Annotated in this window: 16 protein-coding genes and 1 pseudogene; 4 read left to right on the forward strand and 13 right to left on the reverse strand. The window is 64.7% G+C overall.

The features are described 5' to 3' along the window. Positions 1-27: 27 nt before the first annotated feature. The 5 genes from KK488_RS02175 to KK488_RS02195 all read right to left on the reverse strand — a co-directional run bounded on the left by KK488_RS02175 (position 28) and on the right by KK488_RS02195 (position 5,379). Complete coding sequence (locus tag KK488_RS02175; protein WP_214621472.1) at positions 28-1,359, reverse strand: amidohydrolase; 1,332 nt, start codon at positions 1,357-1,359, stop codon at positions 28-30. A 118-nt stretch (positions 1,360-1,477) separates the two neighbouring features. Continuing rightward, entirely contained in the window at positions 1,478-2,914 is a 1,437-nt protein-coding gene (locus KK488_RS02180) for a DNA recombination protein RmuC (RefSeq protein WP_214621473.1), read from the reverse strand. A gap of 67 nt (positions 2,915-2,981) precedes the next feature. Beyond that, a complete protein-coding gene (locus tag KK488_RS02185; protein WP_214621474.1) occupies positions 2,982-3,494 on the reverse strand; it encodes a YbjN domain-containing protein in 513 nt (170 codons plus the stop codon). 91 nt (positions 3,495-3,585) lie between these two features. Continuing rightward, a complete protein-coding gene (locus tag KK488_RS02190; RefSeq protein ID WP_214621475.1) occupies positions 3,586-4,098 on the reverse strand; it encodes a YbjN domain-containing protein in 513 nt (170 codons plus the stop codon). Between the two features lie 75 nt (positions 4,099-4,173). Continuing rightward, on the reverse strand, positions 4,174-5,379 hold the full coding sequence (locus KK488_RS02195; protein ID WP_214621476.1) for an FAD-dependent oxidoreductase: 1,206 nt from the start codon (positions 5,377-5,379) through the stop codon (positions 4,174-4,176). A 159-nt stretch (positions 5,380-5,538) separates the two neighbouring features. On the opposite strand from KK488_RS02195, the pseudogene KK488_RS02200 reads away from it, so the two are divergent. Further along, positions 5,539-5,787, forward strand: a pseudogene (locus KK488_RS02200) (PA0069 family radical SAM protein); the annotation flags it as partial. A gap of 6 nt (positions 5,788-5,793) precedes the next feature. Here KK488_RS02200 and KK488_RS02205 read toward each other — a convergent pair. Continuing rightward, a complete protein-coding gene (locus tag KK488_RS02205; RefSeq protein WP_214621478.1) occupies positions 5,794-6,069 on the reverse strand; it encodes a hypothetical protein in 276 nt (91 codons plus the stop codon). Between the two features lie 94 nt (positions 6,070-6,163). Here KK488_RS02205 and KK488_RS02210 point away from each other — a divergent pair, with 94 nt between their 5' ends. Continuing rightward, entirely contained in the window at positions 6,164-7,231 is a 1,068-nt protein-coding gene (locus KK488_RS02210; RefSeq protein WP_214621479.1) for a PA0069 family radical SAM protein, read from the forward strand. A 249-nt stretch (positions 7,232-7,480) separates the two neighbouring features. On the opposite strand, the gene dnaE is transcribed toward KK488_RS02210, so the two are convergent. Continuing rightward, entirely contained in the window at positions 7,481-11,011 is a 3,531-nt protein-coding gene (gene dnaE, locus KK488_RS02215; protein WP_214621625.1) for a DNA polymerase III subunit alpha, read from the reverse strand. 158 nt (positions 11,012-11,169) lie between these two features. Here dnaE and KK488_RS02220 point away from each other — a divergent pair, with 158 nt between their 5' ends. After that, entirely contained in the window at positions 11,170-12,342 is a 1,173-nt protein-coding gene (locus KK488_RS02220; RefSeq protein ID WP_214621480.1) for a Yip1 family protein, read from the forward strand. Between the two features lie 102 nt (positions 12,343-12,444). On the opposite strand, the gene KK488_RS02225 is transcribed toward KK488_RS02220, so the two are convergent. The 3 genes from KK488_RS02225 to KK488_RS02235 form a co-directional block, all read right to left on the reverse strand. Further along, on the reverse strand, positions 12,445-13,110 hold the full coding sequence (locus KK488_RS02225) for an SDR family oxidoreductase (protein ID WP_214621481.1): 666 nt from the start codon (positions 13,108-13,110) through the stop codon (positions 12,445-12,447). Between the two features lie 63 nt (positions 13,111-13,173). Then, positions 13,174-13,845 (reverse strand): ABC transporter ATP-binding protein, encoded by a 672-nt coding sequence (locus KK488_RS02230; RefSeq protein ID WP_214621482.1) that lies wholly within the window; start codon positions 13,843-13,845, stop codon positions 13,174-13,176. Next, complete coding sequence (locus KK488_RS02235; RefSeq protein WP_214621626.1) at positions 13,838-15,088, reverse strand: lipoprotein-releasing ABC transporter permease subunit; 1,251 nt, start codon at positions 15,086-15,088, stop codon at positions 13,838-13,840. Before KK488_RS02235 ends, KK488_RS02230 begins: the two co-directional genes overlap by 8 nt. Positions 15,089-15,626: 538 nt before the next feature. Here KK488_RS02235 and KK488_RS02240 point away from each other — a divergent pair. Next, the gene (locus KK488_RS02240) at positions 15,627-16,100 is read left to right on the forward strand and encodes an Hsp20 family protein (protein ID WP_214621483.1); all 474 of its coding nucleotides are present in this window, start codon (positions 15,627-15,629) and stop codon (positions 16,098-16,100) included. 92 nt (positions 16,101-16,192) lie between these two features. Here the strand turns inward: KK488_RS02240 and KK488_RS21215 are convergent, their stop codons facing one another. From KK488_RS21215 to pyrG, 3 genes are read right to left on the reverse strand one after another with little or no spacing between them, the layout of a single operon-like run. Next, complete coding sequence (locus KK488_RS21215) at positions 16,193-16,672, reverse strand: GFA family protein (protein ID WP_214621484.1); 480 nt, start codon at positions 16,670-16,672, stop codon at positions 16,193-16,195. Further along, positions 16,669-17,442 carry a GNAT family N-acetyltransferase gene (locus KK488_RS02250; RefSeq protein WP_214621485.1) on the reverse strand — a complete coding sequence of 258 codons (774 nt, stop codon included), beginning with the start codon at positions 17,440-17,442 and terminating at the stop codon, positions 16,669-16,671. The genes KK488_RS21215 and KK488_RS02250 overlap by 4 nt, the downstream gene beginning before the upstream one ends. 40 nt (positions 17,443-17,482) lie before the next feature. Continuing rightward, on the reverse strand, positions 17,483-19,117 hold the full coding sequence (pyrG, locus tag KK488_RS02255) for a CTP synthase (RefSeq protein WP_214621486.1): 1,635 nt from the start codon (positions 19,115-19,117) through the stop codon (positions 17,483-17,485). Positions 19,118-19,180: the final 63 nt, after the last annotated feature.

Raw genomic sequence — 19,180 nt, forward strand, 5'->3', positions numbered from 1 at the left:
CTAAGACGGACTCTGGATGAGCGCCCGCTATTTCTTCAGGATGTCCAGCGCCGCCACGGTGAGCGCCTTGCTCGCGGTGCCAATCACCGCGTCGGGATCGGGCGCCCAGAGCGGGCTGTGGAGGCCCGGCAGGCTGATCTCGCCCTTGTGCGCGCGCGCGACCTTGGCGGGATCGACGCCGCCGACCCAGAAGATGAAGCTCTCGATCGTCTTGTCGGTGCGATAATATTGGCTGAAATCCTCGCCGGCCATGACCGGGGGCACGGGCCTGACCCGATCCGCGCCGAAATGCGTGGCGAAGACCCCGGCCAGCCGCTCCGTGATCGCCGGCGTGTTGAAGGTCGAAGGCGTGTAATCCTTCTCGGCCGTCATGATCGGCATGCGGTCCTCGGGCACGCCGGCGGCGATCGCCTCGCCCCGCGCGATCCGCTCGATGCCCTTGAGCAGCGCGTCCCGCGCCCCGTCCGAATAGCTGCGCACGGTAATCAGCAGCTTCGCCTGGTCGGGAATGACATTATGCTTGGCGCCCGCGATGAAGCTGCCGACCGTGACCACCGCCGGCTCCTGCGGATCGCGCTCGCGGCTGACCAGGGTCTGGAGACTGGTGACGATGCGGCTCGCGATGACGATAGGATCCTTCGTCATGTGCGGATAGGCGCCATGGCCGCCGACGCCGCGCACGGTCAGGTCGATGCTGTCGACATTGGCCAGCGCCCAGTCCTTGGGATAGCCGATCGTCCCGGCCGGCAGCTCGGCGCTGTCATGGAAGGCGATGACATAATCGGGCTTGGGAAAGCGGGTGAACAGGCCGTCCTCGATCATGGCCTTGGCGCCCAGGCCGATCTCCTCGGCAGGCTGCAGGATCATGACGAGGGTGCCGGACCATCTGTCCTTCATCGCCGACAGCGTCTGCGCCGCGCCGATCCAGGCGGACATGTGCGTATCGTGCCCGCAGGCATGCATGACCGGGCTCTCGATGCCGTCACGCGTGGTGGCGACGACCTTCGACGCGAAGGGCAGACCGGTCTTCTCGGCGAGCGGCAGCGCGTCCATGTCTGCGCGGATCATCAGCACCGGGCCAGTGCCGTTCCTGAGCACCGCGACGACGCCGGTCTGGCCGACCTTCTCGGTCACGGCGAAGCCCAGCTTCCTCGCCCGCGCGGCGAGCTTGGCGGCGGTCTGCACTTCCTGGAAGCTCAGCTCGGGATGCGCATGCAGATCGCGGTAGAGCTCGATCAGGCCGGGCATTGCGCCGTCGATGCGGGCGTCGACATCGTCGGCTGCGGCGGCTGGACTGCTCAACGTCATCAATGCTCCTCCGATGAGGCAGGCGAGCCGGGCCGCCCTGGACTGTCTCATGAATGGGTCTCCCTCTTGAGAGCGAGCATAAGCGGTTTTGGCGAGGGGGAAAGGGGCGGCGGGAGGTTTGTCATGACGAGCGCTCTTGCGAACGCCCTGTCCTACTCCCGTCGGATGATTATTCCGCCGCCTCGGATGCATCATTGGCAGGAGCAGCCCCTTCGCCCGACCCGAGCTCCGGCAATCTTGCCAGCGCCTCGACCGGTTCCATCGCATCGATCTCGCGCGAGCCGGTCTCGACGCTCAGTTCCTTGAAGCGGCGGCCTGTGACCAGCACGCGATTCTCGAAGCTGGAGACAAACCGGTTGTAATGCCCCACCGAGCCGTTGAGGCTGCGCCCGAGCGCGGACAAGTGCCCGGCCGCGACCGACAGCCGCTCATACATCTCCTTGCCGAGCACACCGATCGCCTGCGCCTGCTCGGCCAGCTTCTCCTGCCGCCAGACGCTCGCGACAGTGCGGGTGATGGCGATGAGATTGGTCGGCGTCGCCAGCAGCACGCGCCGCTCGAACGCCCATTCCCACAGCGCGGCATCCTGCTCCAGCGCGGCGGAGAGGAAATGCTCGCCGGGGATGAACATCACCACATAGTCCGCCGCCTTGCCGAAGCGCGTCCAGTAATCCTTGGCGCCAAGCTGCTGCGCGTGGAGGCGGATCGCGGCGGCATGGGCGCGCAGATGGCCGAGGCGCGCGGTATCGTCGGCCGCCTCGCTGGCATCCTGATAGGCATTGAGCGAGCATTTCGCGTCGATGATCAGCTCGCGCCCACCCGGCAGGCGCACGATCACGTCCGGCCGCAGTCGCCCGTCCTCGGTGTCGACCGAGACTTCGCGCAGATAGTCGATATGCTCGGAGAGACCGGCCTGCTCGAGCAGATTGTGGAGCGACTGCTCGCCCCAGCGCCCTCGCGCCTTGGGGCTGGAACGCAGGGCATTGACCAGCCGCTGCGTCTCGTCCCGCACCTGCCCCTGCCCGCTGCGGACCAACTCGATCGACTCGCGCAGCGCCGCATAGCTGTCCACCCGCTCCTTCTCGACGCGGCCGAGGCCTTCCTCATAGCGCTTGAGCGTCGTCTCGACAGGCTGCAGCAGCGCCTTCAGGCTCGCCTCGCTCTTCTCGTGCGCCTGATTGAAACGATGATCGGCTCGCTCGATCAGGGCGCGCTGCGCCTCGCCCAGCAGCTTGCCGGCAGTCTCGCTGAACTGCGCCGAGAGCTGCTCGCGCGCCTCGTTGAGCGCCTTGATCTGCGCTTCGAAGCCTTCCGTCCGCGCGGCATGATCGGCACGGATCGCGGCCAGCGTCCGCTCCGCCTGTTCGCGCGCCGCCGTGGTCAGCTCCAGCTTGGTGCGCAGCTCGTCCGCCTGCCCGGCCCGTTCCTGCGCGACGAAGAGGTCGCGGATCGCCGCGGTCCGCATCTCCTCCACCGTCGCCAGCCGGTCGGCCAGCGCCCGCCGCTCGGCCTCGACCGGCGCAGCCATGCGCGCGCGGATCAGCCAGCCGGCGAGCAGTCCGACGAGGGTCGCGGCGAAAATGAGACTGAGCGCAAGCGGAGACACGGGCCACACTTTCCTGGATGGGAACGAAAAGAGAACCTATCGCCTCATCGCTCCTGGCGCAAGCGCCTCACTTCTTCGGCTTCCTGGCATTCTCTTCGAAGAACTTGGGCACCTCGCCCAGCATCGAGTCCCACCAGGCCAGGATATCGGCGAAATTCTCCGGCGTGATCCCGCCGATCGTCGCCACGTCGTAGCTCAGACGGGAATATTTGCCGTCCTCATAGGCCATCTGGAGGAACCGCTTCCTGGTGTTCCAAAGATTGGCCAGCTCCTGGCCGTTGCTGATCACGTCGTCGAAGCTGATGTAGAATTGCAGGGAGTCGCACAGGCTGCCCTCGGTGCAACCGTAGAAATAAATGTCGTATTTATAGCCATTGGCCTCGCTGTGGATCAGCGGGGCGCCGTTGGCGTCCTTGGCGAGCTCCGCCTTGTGGCCCGCTTTGACGATGGCCGCGACCACCGTCTGGGGCACGGTCGCACAGACCAGCCCCTTGCCGCAGACCGTCGTATCATTCGCCAGCGCCGCCCCGCCCGCCATAAAAAACAGCAGGGCGCCGCCGATCCATTTCAGAAGAGCCATATTTCCCCCAAGTTTGATATCCCGTCCGGTGACGTGGCTGCCGTTCTTGCCGGGGCGCTGGGGTCACGCAAGCGGGATCAGCCCGACTCGCTCATTTCCCGGCGGGATGCTCCTTGAAGAAACGGCCGAGCTGGCCCAGCATCGTGGCCCACCAATCGATCACGTCGGCGAAATTCTTCTGGTTGAGTCCGCCCAACGTTGTCACGTCATAGCTGAAGCTCAGCGACCTGTCGGACGGGTCGAACGACATCTGGCTGAACCGTTTGTCCTTGTTCCACAGATTGGCGAGCTCGGCCGAATTGGCGCCGTCATCGTCGTTGAAGGTGATGTTGAACTGGATGGAGGCGCAGGCGGCGCCCTTCTCGCACTCGTAGAAATAGATCCAGAACTTGTAGCCGCTGGCCGCGCTCTCGATCATCGGGTTGCCGCTTTTGCTCTTGGAGAGCACGCCCTTGTAGCCGGCCGCCTGCAATGCATCGACGACGGTCTGCGGGCTGCTCGCGCAGACCATGGCCTTGGCGCAGGGCTCCGTGTCGGCCGCGCCGGCGCTGGCCGTGGCGAGGCCGGCCGCCAGCACGCAGCCGGCCAGATATGTCCATCGCATCGATCGTTCCCCTCTGCCGCGAATCCTGGACGCCAGTCTAGCCCGGCGCGGGGTCCTCGCAAACCTCAACGCCGCTCAGAGGGCGAGCGCTGCTCCGACCGGCAGGGGACCGCCGACGATCCGCCGCGAGATGACGGCCGACATCGTTGCCGTGGACGGATTCTCCATGGCCTTGCGCGTGGCCTCGCGCTGCTGTGCGCGCACGGCCGGATCGGGCTCGCTCATCTGCTTCTTGAAATGCTGGGCGCTGGGCGAGGTGATCTCCAGGAAGATGCGCCGCCGCTCGCGCGCATAATGGTCCAGCGCTTCCTCGCCCACATGACCATGCATGACCGCACCGAGCAGCTGGAACAGCGCATTGGCATCCATAAGGCCGGTGGTGAGGCCGAGGCCTCCGCACGGGTTGCAGGCATGGGCCGCATCGCCGGCGAGCAGGACGCGATCGACGCGGAAGCTCGGCGCGCTGCGCTCATGGCAGCGATAGGGCGCGGCCTGGACGATCTTATAGTCCGTCTCGGGCGGCATGAAGGCGCGGTAATGGGCGGGGACACGTTCCCACATCGTCTCCTCGTCGAGCCGGCCATCCTCGCCATAGGTCAGCCGCCAGAGATTGCCGCGGCTGAGCCGTGCGATCACCGCCCAGTTGACGGGATCGATCACCATATTGGTGTCGAAATAGCCGAGCGCGCGCAGATCGACCTCGACGTTGGTGGCGATAAAGCGCTCCGGCCAGGTGAACCCCTCGAACGGCAGGCCGAGCAGATGCCGCACCGTGCTGCGCGCGCCGTCCGCGCCGATCACCCAGCGCGCGCTGATCTGCTTGCGCCCGTCCGGCGTCTCGACTCCGAGCATGACGCGCTCGCCATCCTGCACCAGCCCTTCCAGCCGATGGTTCCAGTGCACCCGCGTATTGGGCAGGCGCGCGAGATGATCGGCGATGACAGCGGCCAGCTCATGCTGCCCGAAGTGCAGGTTGAACTTGTATTTCTGCTCCGGCAGCGCCGCCTTCTCATAATTGAAGGCGATGATGTCGCCGGTCTCGGGATAGCGCATAGCGAGACCGTGGCAGTGGAAGGCGATCGCCATGCAATCGTCGATTACGCCGAGCCGATCGAGCAGTTCCATCGTGACCGGATGATAGATCGCGGCGCGCGGCGAATTGACGATGCCCGGCTCGGCATCGATCAGCGTCACGTCGATTCCCTGCCGCGCCAGGCCCAGGGCTGTCACGAACCCGACCGGTCCCGCGCCGACGATCACGACGTCCCGCTGTTCTGTCATATGTTTCCCTCACTCGGCGCGCTCTCTGGCGAGTCCGTTCCGCAAGACAGCCTGCGCGCCGGGCTGGGTCTTGTCAATTTGGGCTGCGACGCTTCGTGGCCGGGGTGAAACGGCTGAAGCGAGCCTGCACATTTGTTCTCTTTATGTTCTTTTTCCGCCATGCCCCTGATCAAGGGCCGCGGTGCCCCGTCCAATGTCGGTTCGTCACGTTTCAGCTTGCCCGCGCGGCAGGTCGATGGCGACTGGATGGACTTTCGGCTGGAGGACGAGGACGCCCCGCCCCCGCTGCGCACCACGATCACCGAGGAGCGCGCCCGGACGATCATCACGCGCAACACATCGCCGGACGTCGGCTTCGACCAGTCGATCAATGCCTATCGCGGCTGCGAGCACCCCCGCAACGGTTGCAACTGACTAGGGAATGCTTCGACGATTGAGGTAAGCAACCTGCTCCCTCGCCTCCTGGTCGGTGTAAAAAGTATCGGGACAATCTACTGGCGGCTTGTAATCTCCATAACCAAGCCGCTCTCGGTATGATTGCATCGCCTCAAACCACGATGACGCACGGAGACGGAAAACAAAGCGAGCATCGGGAAAAAGAGTCGGCCTCAACTGATCGGAGCGTTCTTGCACGATGCCGAACTCTCCACCGTCATCGCTTTCCCAATACTCGTGCAACAGCTCAGCCATGTGCTCATATTTAGCCACCGCCACAAACAGGGGCAACCGGCAGTTTGGATCGCGGGCCACTTGCCCTTTTGTTTCATATATGTTCTCTTTGCATATGCCCTTTAAAAACGGTCGCGGCGCGACGAACAATCAGGCGAGCACACGCTTTAACCTCGCTCAACGTGAGGCAGACGGCGATTGGCTGGACGAGTTTGAGGAAATCGATGGTCCTGCATCAAAGCTCAGAACTACTGTTACCGAACTGAAATCAAAGACGATCATAACGCGCAACAGCTCCCCCGATATCGGATTTTCCCAATCGATCAACGCGTTCGCCGGCTGCGAGCATGGCTGCATCTACTGCTTTGCGCGGCCGACCCATGCCCGGATGGATCTATCGCCCGGCCTCGATTTCGAGAGCAGATTGTTCGTGAAACCCGAAGCAGCCAGGTTGCTGCGGGCCGAGCTCGCCAGACCGCGCTATGTCGTCAGGACCATCGCGATGGGGACCAACACCGATCCCTATCAGCCGATCGAGGGCCGCTATCGCATCACCCGCGCCTGCATCGAGGTGCTCGCCGCCTGTAGGCACCCGTTGATGATCACCACCAAGTCCGACCGGGTCACGCGCGATCTCGATCTGCTGGCACCGATGGCCGCGCAGGAACTGGTCGCGGTCGCTCTCTCGGTGACCAGTCTCGACCCAGCCCTCTCCCGCAAGCTGGAACCGCGCGCTCCGCATCCGCGCAAGCGCCTCGCCGCGATCCGCGCGCTGAGCGAAGCGGGCGTGCCGGTGAACGCCTGCATCTCGCCGATCATTCCGGCGATCAACGACATGGAGATTGAGGCGCTGGTCGAGGCGACGGTCGAGGCGGGTGCGCGCTCGGTCTCAAACATCCCAGTGCGCCTGCCGTTCGAGGTCGCGCCGCTGTTTCGCGAGTGGCTCGCCGAGCATTTCCCCGATCGTGCCGACAAGGTGATGCACCAGATCCAGTCGATCCGTGGTGGGCGGGACAACGACCCGGACTTTGGAACCCGCATGCGTGGACAGGGGCCCTATGCCGACCTCATCCGCCTGCGCTTCGACAAGGCCCGCGCCCGGCATGGCATCCACAACGACGGGCGGATCAGCCTACGGAAGGATCTGTTCGTGCCGCCGAGCGATCAGGGACGGCTGTTTTAGCCGCATGGACAGATTTCGTGTCGAGCTGATGTCCGCCTCAAGGAGGCACCTAGCCGAACATCGCCAGAAACAGATCGTTCGCCCAGAGGATCCTGCCGTCGGGCGCAAATTTCTGTGACGGCCTGCGAGAGACACGGGACTTGCCGGTCGGTGTCACGCTTTCCGACAGGGACCCCACGCCTTGCTGCGGGTTAGAAGACCCATCGGGTTAAGCGTCCGCCGTGGATTGCAAATTCTACATGGCTTCGTTCAGGCGACGACGCGCAACTGCGGGCCGAGCGGAGTCATGCTGGCCGCGCTCACGCCGGCGATCGCCTCGATGCGTTCGGCCAATTCCCCGTCGACCTGGAAATCGCTGCCGAGCCGCACCAGCGCGACGCCCTGCGGCGTCTGCGTCTCAATCAGCACTTCCGATCGGCCGCCCCGCCGGTCGGCGAGCATCGCCGCCAGTGGGTTGATCGCCTCGGGTGCGTCGACCCGGACAACCATCCGCAGCTTGGCGACGCTCTGTACGCGCGAGAAAGGCGTCACCCCGCGCACGGTGACGCGCGGCGTTTCCTCGCCGGGCTGGCGGTCAAGCTCGACGGTCAGCAGCGCGCATTCCCCCTGCTCGTGCATCTGCGCGAGCAGCTTGCAGCCTTCCTCGTCGAAGCAGCTCGCCTGGAACTGCCCGCTGCTGTCCGAGAATTTCGCCGAGACGAAACGGCCGCCCTTGCGGGTGTCGCGCCATTTCAGCTCCTCGACCAGTCCCGCCATCGCAGCACCGGTGCGCTCGCCGCTGCCCAGGCCATCCGCAGCGCCGCACAGCTCGGCATAGGTGCGCACGCCGCGCTCGCGGGCGATCTGGCGATAGCGATCGACGGGATGCGCCGAGAAATAGAAGCCGAACGCGTCCTTCTCCTGCTCCATGCGCTCGTTGCGCGCCCAGACCGCGTCGTGCGGCAGCGGCACATTGGCATGCGGCACATCGTCGCCGCCGAACAGCCCGCCCTGCCCGCTCTCGCGCTGCTCGGCCGCCTTGGCCGCGACCGAAAGGATCGCCTCGGCGGCGGCATGGACGACGGCGCGGTCCAGCCCGAGCGTGTCGAACGCGCCGCCCGCCGCCAGGCTCTCCAGCTGGCGCCGGTTGAGCAGGCGCGGTTCGATGCGCTCGGCCAGATCGTCGAGATCCTGGAACGGCCCGCCCCGCTCGCGCTCTTCGACCAGAGTCTCCATCGCCTTCTCGCCGACGCCCTTGAGGCCGCCCAGCGCATAGCGCACGGCCTGCCGCACCGGATCCGCCGGGTCCGGCTCGACCGTGAAGTCGGCGCGACTGACGTTGATGTCCGGCGGCAGGCAGGTCAGCCCCATGCGCCGCATATCGTCGACGAAGACGCAGAGCTTGTCGGTCTGATGAATGTCGAAGGCCATCGACGCAGCATAGAATTCCGCCGGATGATGCGCCTTGAGCCAGGCCGTCTGATAGGTCAGCAGCGCATAGGCGGCCGCGTGGCTCTTGTTGAAGCCGTAGCCCGCGAACTTGTCGATCAAGTCGAACAGCTCGTTGGCCTTCTTCTTGTCGATATTGTGGTGCGCCTTGCAGCCCTCGACAAAGGTGGCGCGCTGGGCGTCCATCTCCGCCTTGACCTTCTTGCCCATGGCGCGGCGCAAGAGGTCGGCGCCGCCGAGCGAATAGCCGGCCAGGATCTGCGCGGCCTGCATCACCTGCTCCTGATAGACGAAGATCCCGTAGGTCTCCTTCAGGATCGGCTCGAGCAGCGGATGGGGATACTCGATCTCCTCCTGCCCGTTCTTGCGGCGGCCGAACATCGGGATATTGTCCATCGGCCCGGGCCGATAGAGCGCGCCGAGCGCGATGATGTCCTCGAACACCGTCGGCTTCACCGCCGCCAGCGTCTTGCGCATGCCCTCTGATTCCACCTGGAACACGCCGACCGTGTCGCCGCGCTGGAGCAGGGCATAGGTCTTCTCGTCGGTCCATTCGAGCCCGTCGAGGTCGATCCCGACGCCGCGCTCGGCCAGAAGCTGCACCGCGCGCTGGAGCACGGAGAGCGTCTTGAGGCCGAGAAAGTCGAATTTCACGAGGCCGGCGGTCTCGACATATTTCATGTCGAACTGGGTCACCTGCATGTCCGACTTGGGATCGCGGTAGAGCGGCACCAGCTCGCTCAGCGGCCGGTCACCGATCACCACGCCGGCGGCATGGGTCGAGCTGTTGCGGGGCAGTCCCTCAAGCATCATGGCCTGGTCGACCAGCCGCTTGATCTGCCGGTCGGCCTGATATTCGGCCAGGAATTCGGCCGATCCGTTCATCGTGCGCTTGAGCGTCCAGGGATCGGTCGGATGGTTCGGCACCAGTTTCGCGAGCCGATCGACCTGATTGTAACCCATCTGGAGAACGCGGCCGGTGTCCTTCAGCGCAGCGCGGGCTTTGAGCGTACCGAAAGTGATGATCTGGGCGACATGGTCGGCGCCATATTTGTTCTGGACGTAGCGGATGACTTCGCCGCGCCGCGTTTCGCAAAAGTCGATGTCGAAGTCCGGCATCGAGACGCGCTCGGGATTGAGGAAGCGCTCGAACAGCAGGCCGAGCTGGAGCGGATCGAGGTCGGTGATGGTCAGCGACCATGCCACCACGGAACCCGCGCCGGAGCCGCGCCCCGGCCCCACCGGGATGCCCTGTCCCTTCGCCCATTTGATGAAGTCGGCAACGATCAGGAAGTAGCCCGGGAAACCCATCTGGATGATGACGTCCAGCTCGAAGTCGAGGCGGGCGAAGTAGTCTGGGTAGAGGGTGCGGAGCTCTGCATCTCCAACCTCGTCATGCCCGCTTTCGTGGGAATGACGATGATGCTTCGCCAATCGCGCGACCAGCCCGTCGGTCGCGTCCCTGCGCAATTGCGCCTCCTCGCCCGCCCGATCGCCGGCGAGGCTCGGCAGGATCGGCTTGCGCTTGGGCGCCATCACCGCGCAGCGCTGCGCCACCACCAGCGTGTTGGCGATCGCCTCGGGCAGGTCGGCAAACAGGGCCACCATCTCGTCGGCCGGTTTCATCCAGCTTTGTGGCGAGCTTTTCGGCCGCTCGTCGCTTTCGACATAGCTGCTGTTTGCAATGCACAGCAGCACGTCATGCGCACCGTGAAAGTCGGCATCCGCATAGCAAGCGGGATTGGTCGCGACGAGGGGCAGGTCGCGCGCATAAGCGAGATCGATCAGCGTCGCCTCGGCTTGCTCCATGACGGGATCGCCCGCGCGCGACAGCTCGATATACAGCCGGTCACCGAACAGCCTCTGCAGCCGGTCCAGATAGGCATCCGCCGCATCAGGCTGATCCTCGGCGATTAGCCGGGCCAGCGCGCCTTCGCCGGATGCGGTAAGGCATATCAGCCCCTCGGTATGGCGGGCCAGCGTCGCCATCTCGACATGCGCCTCCGCCTCCATCGGCCGGGCTACATGTGCCTGGCTGACGAGAGCACAGAGGTTGCTGTAGCCCGCCTCATCCTGGGCGAGCAGCACCAGCCAGTCGAGCGCGAGCGGCGCCGTCTCGGGGCGATCCGGCCGCGCCACCGCCAGAGTCGCGCCGATGATCGGTTGTACGCCGGCCTTCGCCGCCGCCTCCGAAAAGGACATGGCGGCATAGAGTCCGTTGCGATCGGTCAGCGCCGCGGCGGGAAAGCCCAGATCCTTGGCGCGCGAGGCCAGATGCTTGGGCGCGATGGCGCCCTCGAGCAGCGTATAGGCCGACAGGTTGCGAAGCGGGACGTAGGGCGCATGCGGCATGGCCATGCTTATGTGGCGAGCACCCTCGTCAACACAAGCGCCGCGATCGTCTGTTGTCGACTTGTCCACAAGCTTTTGCGGGCGCGCCCGATCTTGCCAGCAGGCCCGTTTCATGATCCAACACCAGCCCTGTTCTCGACAGGGGGAGTGCAAATGCCATGACTGACGGAACGCCAGAAGGTGCCGGCCGCTCGATCGTCGAACGCGCCAAGGCAATCATCCTCAAGCCAAAAGACGAATGGCCGGTCATCGATCGCGAGACGACGTCCAGCGGCGATATTTTCACCCGCTACGCGGTGCCGCTCGCGGCGATCGGCCCGGTCGCGCTGCTGATCGGCAGCCAACTGTTCGGTTATGGTGCCTTCGGCATCACCTATCGCCCCTCGCTGATGTCCAGCCTGTCGCTGGCGATCACCAGCTTCGTGCTCGGCCTCATCGGCCTGTTCGCGCTGAGCTTTGTGGCGGACAAGCTCGCGCCAAATTTCGGCGGCGCATCGAGCTCGCGCAATGCCTTCAAGCTGGTCGCCTATTCGATGACCGCGTCGTGGCTGGCGGGCTTCTTCAGCATCGTGCCGTCGCTGGGTTTCCTCGGCCTGCTCGGCCTCTATTCCTTCTACCTCTTCTACACAGGCGCGATGCCCCTGATGAAGGTGCCGGTCGACAAGGCGCTGACCTACACGATCGTGACCGCGATCTGCATGATCGTCATTTATGTCTGCATCGGCGCACTCACATCGGCGATCGGCGGTCTGTTCGGTGCGTCGCCGCTCAGCGTGATGGGCGGCGGCACGGTCACGAGCTCGGACGGTGGCAGCGTCTCCGTTCCGGGTGTCGGCACGCTCGACACCGGCAAGATTCAGCAGGCGACGAAGGATCTGGAGGCCGCAGCCAACGGCAAGAGTCAGGCGGTTGCGCCCGACGCCCTTCAAGCACTTCTGCCTGGCGCGATCGGCGGTTATCAGCGCACCGCTGTCGAGAGCCAGCGGGTCGGCCCCGCCAGCAATGCCGAGGGCACCTATGAGGCGAGCGGCAAGAGCTTCAAATTGAAGGTCTCCGACATGACCGTGGTCGGTGCCATCGCCGGCATGGCCACCGCCTTCGGCGTCGAGCAGAATCGCGAGGATGGCGACAGCTACGAGCACACCACGACCAAGGACGGCAATCTGACGATCGAGAAATGGGATCGCGGCGACAGCAGCGGCACCTTCTCGACCATGGTCGGCAAGCGCTTCATGATCGAGGCCGAGGGCGAGGCTGGCAGCATCGACGAGTTGAAAGCCGCCGTCGCGACGATCGACCTCGGTAAACTCGCATCGCTGGCGAAGAGCTGAGCGGCCCGCCTCTCCTTCGTCATCCCAGCGAAAGCTGGGAACTCATCCAGACCCGCGCTTTGCGTCCGCAAGAGCTCCCAGCTTGCGCCGGGGCGACGTCATCTACCAGGGCAGAACCTCACCGTCATAAGCCCAGAACGAGCCGGTGTTCGCGACGCTCAGCCCATCGAGCACCTTGCGCAGGCCCGCCGCGCTGGTCCGCACATCGATGTCCGCGCCCTGCCCGCCCATGTCGGTGCGGACCCAGCCGGGATGCAGCATCGCCACCGCGATCCCGTCACCCTTGAGCTCGCCGGCAAGCAGCTTGAACGCCATGTTCACCGCCGCCTTCGAGGTGCGATAGGCGACGCTGCCCCCTTGCGCGAGCGTGAGCGACCCCATCCGGCTGGACATCACCGCCACCTTCGCGTCCCTCGCCTTGCGCAGATTGGGCAACAGCGCCTGCGTCACGCGCAGCGGGCCGAAGACATTGGCATCGATCACCTGCTGGAAGCCGGCGAAGTCCATGTCCGTCGCGCTCTGTCGGGTCGGCCCGGCAATACCGGCATTGTTGATCAGCAGATCGATCGCCTCGCCGTCCAGTCCCGCGACCGCCTTGGCGATCGATTCCTCGTCAGTGACATCGAGCGCGATCGTTGTTCCGAACAGCGGGTCGGCCTTGTCCACGCCCCGCATCGCGCGGATCACCTCATGCCCGTCGGCCGCATATTGGCGCGCCAGCTCCAGCCCGATGCCGCGATTGGCACCCGTGATGAGAATATTGGCCATGGTCGCTCTCCTTCATGCCTTGCAGTCTTCAGTGAAGTCGAAACGCACAGCGCGGGATGGGCCTTATTCCAGTTTCCCGTCATGCAGCCGCACGAGCCTGTCCATGCGCGCGGCAAGCCGCTCGTTATGCGTGGCGATCACCGCGGCCGAGCCCTGTTCACGCACCAGCCGGATGAACTCGTCGATGACGATGTCGGCCGTGCGCTCGTCGAGATTGCCGGTGGGCTCGTCGGCCAGCACTAGCGCCGGGCGATTGGCGAGTGCACGGCCCACGGCGACGCGCTGCTGCTCGCCGCCCGAGAGCTGACTCGGCTTGTGATCGAGGCGCTGCGCCAGCCCAAGGCTGCCGAGCAGGCTCTCCGCGCGCGCCCGCGCTTCCTCCAGCGTCTTTCCAAGAATGAGCTGGGGGAGAATCACATTCTCGACCGCGCTGAAATCGGGCAGCAGATGATGGAACTGGTAGACGAAGCCGAGCTTCTCGCGCCGTAATTTGGTGCGCCCCTCATTGCCCTCGTTCGCCACCTCGATGCCGCAGAGGCGGATCGAACCACCATAGCCGCCTTCCAGGAGCCCAACGGCCTGCAGCATGGTCGACTTGCCCGTGCCCGAGGGACCGAGCAGGGCGACGATCTCGCCCGAGCCGACGGTCAGGTCGACACCGCGCAGCACGTCGATCTGCGCCCCGCCCTGGGTGAAGCTGCGCGAGAGCGCGGAGACGGCGAGCACTTCACTCATAGCGCAGCACCTGCACGGGATCGGTATTGGCGGCCTTGAGCGCCGGGTAGAGCGTCGCCAGGAACGAGAAGCCGATCGACATGACGCAGATGCCGATGATCTCGACCGGATCGGGCTTGGACGGCAGCGTCGTCAGGAAGCGGATCGACGGATCCCAGATCTGCTGCCCGGTCAGGAACTGCACGCCGTCGAGGATGCCCTGGCGGAAGAAGAGGATGATGAAGCCGAGCACCGTGCCCGCCAGCGTCCCCATCGTGCCGATGGCGAGGCCCACCGTCACGAAGATGCGCAGCAGGCTGCTGCGCGAGGCGCCCATGGTGCGCAGGATGGCGATGTCGCGCGTCTTGGCGCGCACCAGCATGATGAGCGAGGAGAGGATGTTGAACACCGCGACCAGGATGATCAGCGAGAGGATGACGAAAGAGACCACCCGGTCGACCTGGAGGGCTTCGAACAGGCTCGAGTTCATCTGCCGCCAGTCGATGACCAGCGCCTTGCCCTGTACCTGTTTCGCGAGCGGCGCGAGGATCTGCTGGACCCGGTCCGGATCGTCGGTTTGCACCTCCACCATGCCGACTTTGTCGCCAAGCAGCAGCAAGGTCTGCGCGTCCTGCATCGGCAGGATGATGAATGCCTTGTCGTAATCGTAGATGCCGATCTCGAAAACCGCCCCGATTTCATAGGGTAATTGCCGCGGCACGGTCCCGAACGGCGTCGACCGCCCCGCCGGATTGATTACACTGATTGTATCGCCCACCGTGACGCCAAGATTTTCTGCCAACCGGGACCCGATCGCCACTTTGCCGCTCCCGGCGCGCACGGCGTCGAGCGATCCGCCCACCAGCTTGCTCTTGAGCGAGGGATTGTCCCGAATGTCATGCTCGGTCATGCCGCGAATCAGCGCGGCCTCGACGCGCCCCTGATAAGTCGCGAGCAAGGGCTGCTCGATCAGTGGTGTGGCCTGGGTCACGCCCGGCGTGTTGCGAGCAGCGGCGGCGATCGCCTGCCAGTTGTCGAGCCGGCCGCCATAGCCCTGGATCACGGCATGGCCGTTCAGCCCCACGATCTTGTCGAACAGCTCGGCGCGAAAGCCGTTCATCACGCTCATCACCACGATCAGCGCGGCGACACCGAGCATGACCGCGACGAGGCTGATCGAGGCGACGAGAAAGATGAACCCCTCGCCCTTCCCCGGCAGCAGGTAGCGCCGGGCGATCATCTGTTCGTAGCGGTTAAGGATCATGATGCTGCGGGCAGCCTTGAAGCGGGTGGCCGGGACAGGCGATTGGCGCACCTCTATGGTGCGGCGAAGAGACTGACAAGGGCGCAGACAAACCGCTACGGGAAAGGCGACATGTCGTAGCGTCAGCTGTGATCCCTCAAATCTGTTGCGGAACTGACACAGATGCCGAGACAATTATCCGGGAACCCCGTTTGCCCCGTGACAGCCCGGCGCACCTCGCCTAGCTTCGCCAGCGAAACACAGGCTGTCATAGCAGGCCGTGGTTCAGGGACGTCGCTCTCCCGCCTTCACGCTTGAGGGGGCCGGTAAGGTGAGTGGAGACGACGGCTAAGGGGGAGACGATTTTTTCGTCCACGGGCGCCCGGATCGGCAACGATCTGGGCGCTTAGTCTTTGTGACGACCTGCCCTTGAAACCTCTCGGTCCAAAATTATCTCCAGGCCATCCGGTCGCCTGTCATGGGGCCGGAGGATGAACCGGACGCCCGCCGCGGGTCCGGCATCGCACGTTCAACACGCTCCAAACGGAGGATTTGACCTATGCGTACTGGTTTCGACCTGACTCCCTATCGTCGCTCCACAGTCGGCTTCGATCGCCTCTTCGACCTGATCGAGAATAATGCGCGGCTGCAGCAGGGCGACAATTACCCGCCTTACAATATCGAGCGTCTGGACGAGGATCGCTATCGCGTGACACTCGCCGTCGCCGGCTTCAAGCCCGACGAGATCGACATCACCGCCCAGCAGAACCTGCTCCAGATCAGCGGCCGCAAGGCTGAGATCGCCGAGAGCGACACCAGCAAATTCCTCCATCTCGGCATCGCCAATCGCGGTTTTGAGCGCCGCTTCGAGCTGGCCGATTTCGTCCGCGTCGAGCGCGCCGATCTCGCCGACGGCCTGCTTACCGTCGAGCTGGTCCGTGAGATCCCGGACGCGATGAAGCCGCGCAAGATCGCCATCAACGGCAAGGGCGAGGTCATCGACATCACGGCTGGCGACAAAAACGCAGCCTGAGCCGTCTTACAGTCTCTCAACCCAGAGCAGAGGAGGGGCGACCGGGCAACCGGCCGCCCCTTTTTTCCTTGGCGTATCGGGGCCGGTCGTGCCTATTCTGGCATGCTTGCGAATTGCGGCAGATCCTGCGGCTTAATCCAGCCGTGACGGCGCTTGGTGAACATCTCCAGCATCGGCCGGATCAGGTCCGGTTCGTCCAGACTGCCGAGCATCACGAAGATCGTGCCCGGAAAGGTTTCCAGATTACTGGTGAACAGTCTGGCACCGCAGGCCGGGCAAAAGTTGCGCTCCAGCGTCTTGCCGGACTCGGCGACATAGCGAAACGATGTCGGCGCCCCGCTGATCAGGGTGAAGTCGTCCTCGGGCACGCCGAAGAAAGTCGCCATCACGCCGCCGGACGCCTTCTGGCAATCCTTGCAGTAACAGTCGGCAATGAAGGTCGGATCGGTATCGAACGCGAACTTGACGGCGCCACACGCACATTTCGCCGTGTATTTCTTAGCCATAACCAACTCCTGGTCGAGGGAAATGGTACGGATCCGCCATCCGTCCACGCCCATCTTGCCGGTCACGCAGACGGATCGCAACCGCTCTGCGCCGCTGGGGCGATGCGATAATGATAGCCGTACAGATCGCGCGCGATTCCGAGGCTTTGATACAGAGCGACGGCGGGGGCATTGTCCGCCATCACCTGCAACGCCGCCGAGCGCGCGCCCTGCCCTCTCGCCCAGCCAAACAGGCCGGACAGGCATTGCCGCGCAAGGCCACGTCCGCGCATGGTCGCATCGGTCATGACCGATTCCACGACAAGCAGATCATCCTGCAGCACGCCGAACGCGAGGGACGCGATCTGGCCATCGACCGAGAGCGATGCGAAGCCGCAGGGCAAGGCGATCACGCCGATGATGGCCCGATAGGCAGCCACCGCTTCCGCATCCACGCCGCTCACACGATCGCGCGCGGCGAGCCACGTTTCACCCGGGTCGGGCGTGATCGCCAGGTTGTCTGGGCCATTTGCAAAGCCGTCGAGCGGTCCGAACAAGGTCCGCGTTCGCGCATCCGTCGCATAGCCGCGCACATCCAGCGCCGCGTCGATCCCGCCCGCCATGTCCGGGATGCGGAACATCGCGCGCCGGCCTTGCCGGCGGTAGAATGCCTCGACGCGGTCGATGAATCGCTCGCTCGACTGTGCGCCCGCGTGCAAAGGATTGGCGGAATTCGTCCGCCGCGTCGGGCCGCCCGACGAGCGCAGCGCCCAGCCATCGAGAATAACCTGCCGGGGCGACGGCCAGGCATTGAAGCAAGCCTGCTCGATCTGCCAGTTCAGCGCGTCCGATGTCATGCACGCCCCCCAAAAGGAGATTCTATCGTGCGCTCGTCCCTTAGAACAGCCGGCTCTGCTTGACCGCCGCCGCGATGAAGCTCGCGAACAGCGGGTGCGGATCGAACGGCTTGGACTTGAGTTCCGGATGGAACTGTACGCCGATGAACCAGGGATGGTCCGGCCGCTCGACGATCTCGGGCAGCGCGCCGTCCGGCGACATGCCCGAGAAGATCAGGCCGCCTTTCTCGAGCGGCTCGCGATAGCTGGCATTGACCTCGTAGCGATGGCGATGCCGCTCGCTGATATCATTGCTGCCATAGATGCCCGCGACAACGCTGTTGCCGGTGAGCTTGGCCGGATAGGCGCCCAGGCGCATCGTACCGCCCAGATCGCCATCGGCGTGACGCTGCTGCAGCCCTTCCTTGCTCATCCACTCGGTGATGAGGCCGACCACCGGCTCCTCGGTGGGTCCGAACTCGGTGGTCGAGGCCTTCCCGATGCCCGCGGTGTTGCGAGCGCCTTCGATGCAGGCCATCTGCATGCCGAGGCAGATGCCGAAGAAGGGCACGTTGCGCTCGCGGGCGAAGCGCACCGAAGCGATCTTGCCCTCTGAGCCGCGCACGCCGAACCCGCCCGGCACGAGGATGCCGTGCATCGGCTCCAGCTTGGCGGCGATGTCGCTGTCTTCCGCCTCGAAGAGCTCGGCATCGAGCCACTGCACGTTGACCTTCACGCGGTTCGACAGGCCGCCATGGACCAGCGCCTCATGCAGCGACTTGTAGGCGTCCGGCAGGCCGACATATTTGCCGACCACGCCGATCGTCACCTCGCCTTCCGGGTTCTGCTGGCGATCCATGATATCGATCCAGCGCGCCATGTCCGGCTCGCGCGATCCCTCGATCCCGAACGCGCTCAACACCGCCGAATCGAGGCCCTCGGCATGATATTGCTCAGGCACCGCATAGATGCTCTTGGCGTCGAGCGCTGGGATGACCGCGCTTTTCTGGACGTTGCAGAACAGGGCGATCTTGGCTCGCTCGCTGTCCGGCAGCGGATGCTCGCAGCGGCAGAGCAGGATGTCGGGCTGGATGCCGAGCGAAGTCAACTCGCGCACGCTGTGCTGGGTCGGCTTGGTCTTCAGCTCGCCAGCCGCAGCGATATACGGCACCAGCGTGACATGGACGAAGATCGACTGGCGCGGGCCCAGCTCATTATGGAGCTGGCGGATCGCCTCCATGAACGGCAGGCTCTCGATGTCGCCGACCGTGCCGCCAATCTCGCAGAGCACGAAGTCGACATCATCGGTCTCGGCCAGCGCGAACGCCTTGATCTCGTCGGTGACGTGCGGGATCACCTGGACGGTCGCGCCGAGATAGTCGCCGCGCCGCTCCTTCTGAATGATCGTCTGATAGATGCGGCCCTGCGTGACATTGTCCGCCTGACGGCTCGCGACGCCGGTGAAACGCTCATAATGGCCGAGGTCGAGGTCGGTCTCGGCCCCGTCGTCGGTCACATAGACTTCGCCATGCTGATAGGGCGACATCGTGCCCGGATCGACATTGAGATAGGGATCGAACTTGCGGGTCCGCACCTTGAAGCCACGCGCCTGCAGGAGCGCCCCGAGGGACGCGGCCATGAGACCCTTGCCAAGCGATGAGACCACGCCGCCGGTGATGAAAATGAACCGCGCCATGGGAGAAAAGGCTTAAGCTGAACCGATACGAAAGGGCAAGCGAACGAATCCGCAAGCCTGCGA

It is taken from the genome of Sphingobium nicotianae (assembly GCF_018603885.1).
Classification (GTDB): Bacteria; Pseudomonadota; Alphaproteobacteria; order Sphingomonadales; family Sphingomonadaceae; genus Sphingobium; species Sphingobium nicotianae.